The following is a 5,385-nucleotide window of genomic DNA, read 5'->3' as shown; positions in this document are numbered from 1 at the left end:
TTTAGTGACGGATTCTAACCGCTTTCGCATTGGCCTAAATATCCCCGCCGGAGGCTCTTAGGCTGGCCGAGTATGCTTAAGGCAGGGATACTTTTGCACAGATGATGCCCTAGAGGCTGCGCCTAACCCAGCAGCCTTTGCCCCTCTTGCAGCGCGAAACGGTCGGTCATGCCAGCAACGTAATCGGCGACGATGCGGGCGAGTTCGGTTTGCGACTGCACGGCTTCTATATCGTGCATCCATTCTTCGGGTAGCATTTCGGGTTGTGCGAGATACAGCGGGAACAGGCCGTTGACGACTTCGGTCACCTGCTCGCGCATCACCAACACCGAGGGGGCGCGGTACATTCGGTGAAACAGAAAGGTGCGGATGGCCTTCAGTTCTTGGTAAAGCGGCTTGGAAAACCGGATGACGGTCAGGCCCATGGCGCGGACTTCCTCGACCGATTGCGGCTTGGCGGCATCGAGACGGTTCTTGGCCACCGCGATTACATCTTCGACCATACGGCCAAACACTCGGCGCAGGGCTTCATGGCGGCGACGCATTCTATCCAAGCCGGGGTAGAGCGCATCGACTTCGGCGAAGGCGGGGCCAGTGACGGGGAGTTCCATCAGGTCATTTTCGTCGAACAGGCCAGAACGCAGGCCGTCGTGCAGGTCGTGATGCGAATAGGCCACATCATCGGCGATGGCTGCAACTTGCGCCTCGGCTGACGCGTGGGTGTGCAGTTCGAGATCCCACTCGGCGTTCACCTCGGCCAAGGCATAGGGCAACGGGCCGCTGTGCTTTGCATCAGCATTGAGGCCAGTCACCGGGCCGTTGTGCTTGGCGATGCCTTCAAGGCTTTCCCATGTCAGGTTTAACCCATCGAAATCAGCATAGTGACGTTCCAGCCGGGTGACTATGCGCAGGGCTTGGGCGTTGTGATCAAAACCGCCGAAGGGGGCCATCAGCAAAGCAAGGGCATCTTCGCCGGTATGGCCGAACGGGGTGTGGCCAAGATCATGCGCCAAGGCGATGGCTTCAGCGAGATCGGTATTCAAGCCGAGCACGCCTGAGATTGTGCGGGCGACCTGCGCGACCTCAATCGTATGGGTCAGCCGGGTGCGGTAATAATCGCCCTCATGTTCGACAAAAACTTGGGTTTTGTGTTTCAGGCGGCGGAAAGCGCTGGAATGAATAATGCGGTCGCGGTCGCGTTGGAACGGTGAGCGGAAGCTCGACATCCGCTCCAGGTGCAGGCGGCCGCGCGATTGGTCGGGTTGGCAGGCGAAAGGGGCGAGCATAAGCGTAGCCGTTCTTGTTGTATGCGTTCGCATCCCCTATATTCGGAATTAGCCGCCAATGGATAGAGAAATGCCATGGAATTGAATATGCCTGCCCAGCCGCCGCGCGTGACGCCGCGTGCTTTTGCGCGTCTGGCCGAGATTGCCGAAATGACTGGTGAGAAGAAGGCGTTGCGCGTCGCGGTCGAAGGCGGCGGTTGCTCGGGTTTTCAGTATGATATCAAGCTGGATGATGCAGCGGCGGATGATCTGGTGATTGAGGGCGGTGGCCAAGTTGTGCTGGTCGATCAAGTCTCGCTGCCGTTTCTGGCCAATGCGGTGATTGATTTTTCCGAGGAACTGATCGGTGCGCGGTTCGTGATTGAAAATCCGAACGTGGCGAGTGCCTGTGGCTGCGGCACCAGTTTCTCGATCTAAAGGCGCGGGTTGTCGATTTAGAAACTTTTTCGGTGCAGCGCCGCTCTTTTTTGAAAAAGCGGGTGCGAGATAACACTAGATTTGTGCGTGTGGTGAATTAGCTTGGCCCCCTGACATGGGGGCGAAATGACCGTTGTTTTGATGCTGGGCTCGGCCCCGATGGCTTTGGAAGCCGCTGTGTGGCCGCGCAGCTTTGACCGGGTTGTGGCGATCAACAACGCCTGGCGGGTGCGGCCCGATTGGGACTTCTCGATTTATCCGTGGGATTTTCCGCCCGAGCGTGTAGCGGTGCCCGCAGGCGAACAGGTTCTGGTAACTGAGGCCGAGTTTGTGCCCGCGCAGAACCGCTATGGTGGCTTTGTCTACGCCGGTGCGACGATGGCCTATACGGCGGCTTATTGGGTGCTCGATGCGCTGCGTCCTCGGGTATTGGCGGTGTTCGGCTGCGATATGCATTATCCTCCCGGCCAGACGCACTTCTACGGAGCGGGCACGGCTGATCCGTTGCGCGCCGATATCACCTTGCGCAGTCTTGAGGCGAAATCGGTGCGGTTGATGGTGATGGCGGCACATCAGGGTTGTGCGGTGGTAAACCTGTCGATAGGCCCGTCGCGGCTGCTGTGCCCTCGGGCAAAGTTGTCGGATTTGGCCGGGGTGCGGGCGTTGGAGTTTGATCCGGTGCGGGTGCAAGCGGCTCAGGCGCGTGAGGCGGAACTAGCATATTTCGCGCCCTCGGGGCGGTATTGGGAGGATCTCTCGCGCTATGATCTCGCCGAAATTGACGCACTGGATGCGCTTTGGCTGGCTTGTCTGCCGGAACCGCTCGGCCTAAGACTGGGGGCAGAACCGGAGAGCGCCCTATGAAAATCGCCAGCTTCAACATCAACGGCATCAAGGCGCGGATTGAGGCGTTGCCCGCGTGGCTGACGCAAGCGCAACCGGATGTGGTATGTTTGCAAGAGATCAAATCGGTGGATGAAGCCTTCCCGCGTGAAGTGTTTGAGGCCATGGGCTACCAAGTTGAAACCCATGGGCAAAAGGCATTCAACGGCGTGGCGATCCTGTCGAAGCTGCCACTCGAGGATGTCGTGCGCGGATTGCCCGACGGTGAGGGCGACGATCACGCGCGCTGGATTGAAGCGACGGTGATCGGCAAACGCGCGGTGCGGCTGTGCGGGCTTTATCTTCCGAACGGCAATCCGGTGGAGTTTGACCCGGCAGGCCAACCGATAATTGCGGGGAAGTATGGCTACAAACTCGCGTGGATGGCGCGGATGCAGGCGCGGGTCGAGGTTTTGCTGACGCTGGAAGAACCGCTGGTCTGCTGCGGCGATTATAACGTGATCCCGCAAGAGGTGGATGCGGCCAAACCCGGCGTCTGGGTGAAGGACGCGCTGTTTCTCCCGCCAACCCGTGCGGCATTCCAACGCCTGCTGAACCTCGGGCTGACCGACGCCTTTCGCGTGCGCAATCAGACACCGGGGAACTACACGTTCTGGGATTATCAGGCGGGCGCGTGGGAGCGTAACAACGGCATCCGCATCGATCATCACCTGTTGTCGCCGCAAGCCGCCGACTTGTTGCGCGATTGTCAAATCGACAAACAGGTGCGCGCCGGCGACAAGCCGTCCGACCATGTGCCGATCTGGATAGAACTCGACGCGTGATGGCGGGAAGGCTTGGGCTTTCACATTGGCTTAAATATCCCCGCCGGAGGCTCTTAGGCTGGCCGAGTATGCCTTCGGCGGGGATATTTTTGCGCACAGGATGACCTAAGCGTCACTCCGCGTCACATCATAATCATAGAGCCAGTCGAAGCGTTTCAGCGCGAGGTTTGGCGCGATCAGGTTGCCCAGGCGTAAGCCCGCATGCGCGACACTGCGTTGCACACCCGAGAGGTGATAGGCGCGCGCGTTGCCGTTGGCGGCCGCTACAACGCGGGCAGAGCGGGGTGCGCGTTGGGTTTGGTAGGCGGTTAGGGCTTGTGGCACAGGTAGTCGCGATATGTGGTGGGCGAGCAGCCATGCGTCTTCCAATGCCGTCGCGGCTCCTTGGGCCAGAAAGGGCAGCATCGGGTGCGCGGCGTCACCGAGGATCACGGCGGCAGCTTCGGGCAGGGTTTTGCTCCATGTTTTCGCGACCGGATGGCGGAACAGGCCCCAGAGGTAGGGCTCATGCACTTGATCCAGCCAGCTTTGCACCCTTGGCGAGAATCCCGCGAAGGCTTGTCGCATTGAGGACGCGTCGTCGCGGAGCGACCAGCTTTCGGGAACCCAGGTGTTGCGTTCTTCGACAGCGACGATGTTACGCAATGTACCGCCGCGTAGGGGGTAGCTGACGAGGTGGCGGCCTGCGCCCATGTGGATCTCGGCGACCGGGGCGGCGTTTGGTTCACAGGGGATCAGCGTACGCCACGCGACATGCCGGGTGAAGAAGGGTGCGACTTTGCCGTTCAGCGCGGCGCGGGTTTTCGAGTGCAAGCCATCGGCGCCGATCAGCAACGACGGAGTGTATTCAGCACCAGTCGCCGTTGTGACACAAGGGCGCTGGCCGCTTAGGTCAACGGTTTCAACCTGTTGCAGCAGTTTTATTTGCACACCAGCGGCGCGCGCGGCGCTTGCCAGCAGGTCGATCAGATCGGCGCGGTGCACAAAATGGTAGCCTTGATGTGGGCGCAGACGGGCGAGATCAAGCCGCAGCACTTGTTTGCCATTGCGTCCATCACAAAGCTCCACGGCTTGCGCGCGCAAGGATACAGCATTCAGCGCAGCACCCAGACCGAAAGCTTGCAGCACACAGGCAGCATTGGGCGAGATTTGCAGCCCTGCGCCGACTTCTCGGATGGCGTCGGCTTGCTCTAGCACCGTGACCTCAGCGCCGTTTTGAGCGAGGGCCAAGCTGACGGCAAGACCCGCGACCCCTGCCCCGATCACCGTCACCTGTTGGCCCGCGATGCCCATCCATCCCCCAAACGAAAACGCCAGACCTTTTGGCCCGGCGCTATCTGTTTCGCATCACGGCTTGGCCTGCAAGCAGATCAATCGTCGCGGTGGACTTTCTCACGCCGCTCATGCTTTTCTTGTGCTTCCAGAGTCATCGTCGCAATCGGGCGGGCGTCAAGCCGTTTCAGGCTGATCGGCTCGCCAGTCATTTCGCAATAACCAAATTCGTTGCTGTCGATTCGGCGCAAGGCTGCGTCGATTTTTGACACCAGCTTACGCTGACGGTCGCGGGTGCGCAGCTCAAGTGCCCGATCTGTCTCTTCCGAAGCCCGGTCTGCGATATCGGGCACATTGCGGCCAGAATCCTGCAGATTGTCGATGGTTTCGGCGGATTGACCGATCAGTTCTTGCTTCCAGGTGATCAGCTTGCGGCGGAAATATTCCAGCTGCCGCTCATTCATGAAAGGCTCATCCTCGGCAGGACGATAATCGTCTGGCAAGAAGGTTTCGGCTTTCATTGCAGCACTCTCCCTTTTCTCAGGATGCGCTGCCAGGTGGGCTATAGGCATGTCGCGCTCCTGCATGGGCGTGCATCTAAAGGAAACAGAAACGATTGTCACTAGCGGTTGCGACAAATTCGCGTGCGGTCTAAGCTTTGCCACAATGTCCTGCATTACCTTGGAATAGCGATGAAATTTGACTCGACCGACCGTTACATCGTGGCGGATGATCTGCGCATT

Annotated in this window: 6 protein-coding genes; 3 read left to right on the top strand and 3 right to left on the bottom strand. The window is 59.6% G+C overall.

The features are described from left to right. Positions 1 to 122: 122 nt before the first annotated feature. Positions 123 to 1,286 (bottom strand): deoxyguanosinetriphosphate triphosphohydrolase, encoded by a 1,164-nt coding sequence (locus JWS10_RS17550; RefSeq protein ID WP_299509103.1) that lies wholly within the window; start codon positions 1,284 to 1,286, stop codon positions 123 to 125. A gap of 75 nt (positions 1,287 to 1,361) precedes the next feature. Between JWS10_RS17550 and JWS10_RS17545 the strand changes: the two genes are divergently transcribed. From JWS10_RS17545 to xth, 3 genes are all read left to right on the top strand, one after another. Then, positions 1,362 to 1,703, top strand: a complete 342-nt coding sequence (locus JWS10_RS17545; RefSeq protein WP_299478063.1) for an iron-sulfur cluster assembly accessory protein — start codon at positions 1,362 to 1,364, stop codon at positions 1,701 to 1,703. A gap of 126 nt (positions 1,704 to 1,829) precedes the next feature. Beyond that, positions 1,830 to 2,567: a hypothetical protein gene (locus JWS10_RS17540; RefSeq protein ID WP_299509102.1), complete on the top strand. Its 738-nt coding sequence runs from the start codon at positions 1,830 to 1,832 to the stop codon at positions 2,565 to 2,567. Next, entirely contained in the window at positions 2,564 to 3,370 is an 807-nt protein-coding gene (gene xth / locus JWS10_RS17535) for an exodeoxyribonuclease III (RefSeq protein WP_299509101.1), read from the top strand. The genes JWS10_RS17540 and xth overlap by 4 nt, the downstream gene beginning before the upstream one ends. A gap of 105 nt (positions 3,371 to 3,475) precedes the next feature. Here the strand turns inward: xth and JWS10_RS17530 are convergent, their stop codons facing one another. Beyond that, entirely contained in the window at positions 3,476 to 4,663 is a 1,188-nt protein-coding gene (locus JWS10_RS17530) for an FAD-dependent monooxygenase (RefSeq protein WP_299509100.1), read from the bottom strand. A gap of 77 nt (positions 4,664 to 4,740) precedes the next feature. Beyond that, positions 4,741 to 5,163, bottom strand: coding sequence for an RNA polymerase-binding protein DksA (dksA, locus tag JWS10_RS17525; protein WP_299478072.1), 423 nt, complete (start codon positions 5,161 to 5,163; stop codon positions 4,741 to 4,743). Positions 5,164 to 5,385 lie beyond the last annotated feature (222 nt).

This window comes from Cypionkella sp. (assembly GCF_028290025.1).
Taxonomy (GTDB): domain Bacteria; phylum Pseudomonadota; class Alphaproteobacteria; order Rhodobacterales; family Rhodobacteraceae; genus Cypionkella.
Note: the sequence above shows the minus strand (reverse complement) of the source record. Positions and strands in the feature narration are given on the sequence as shown.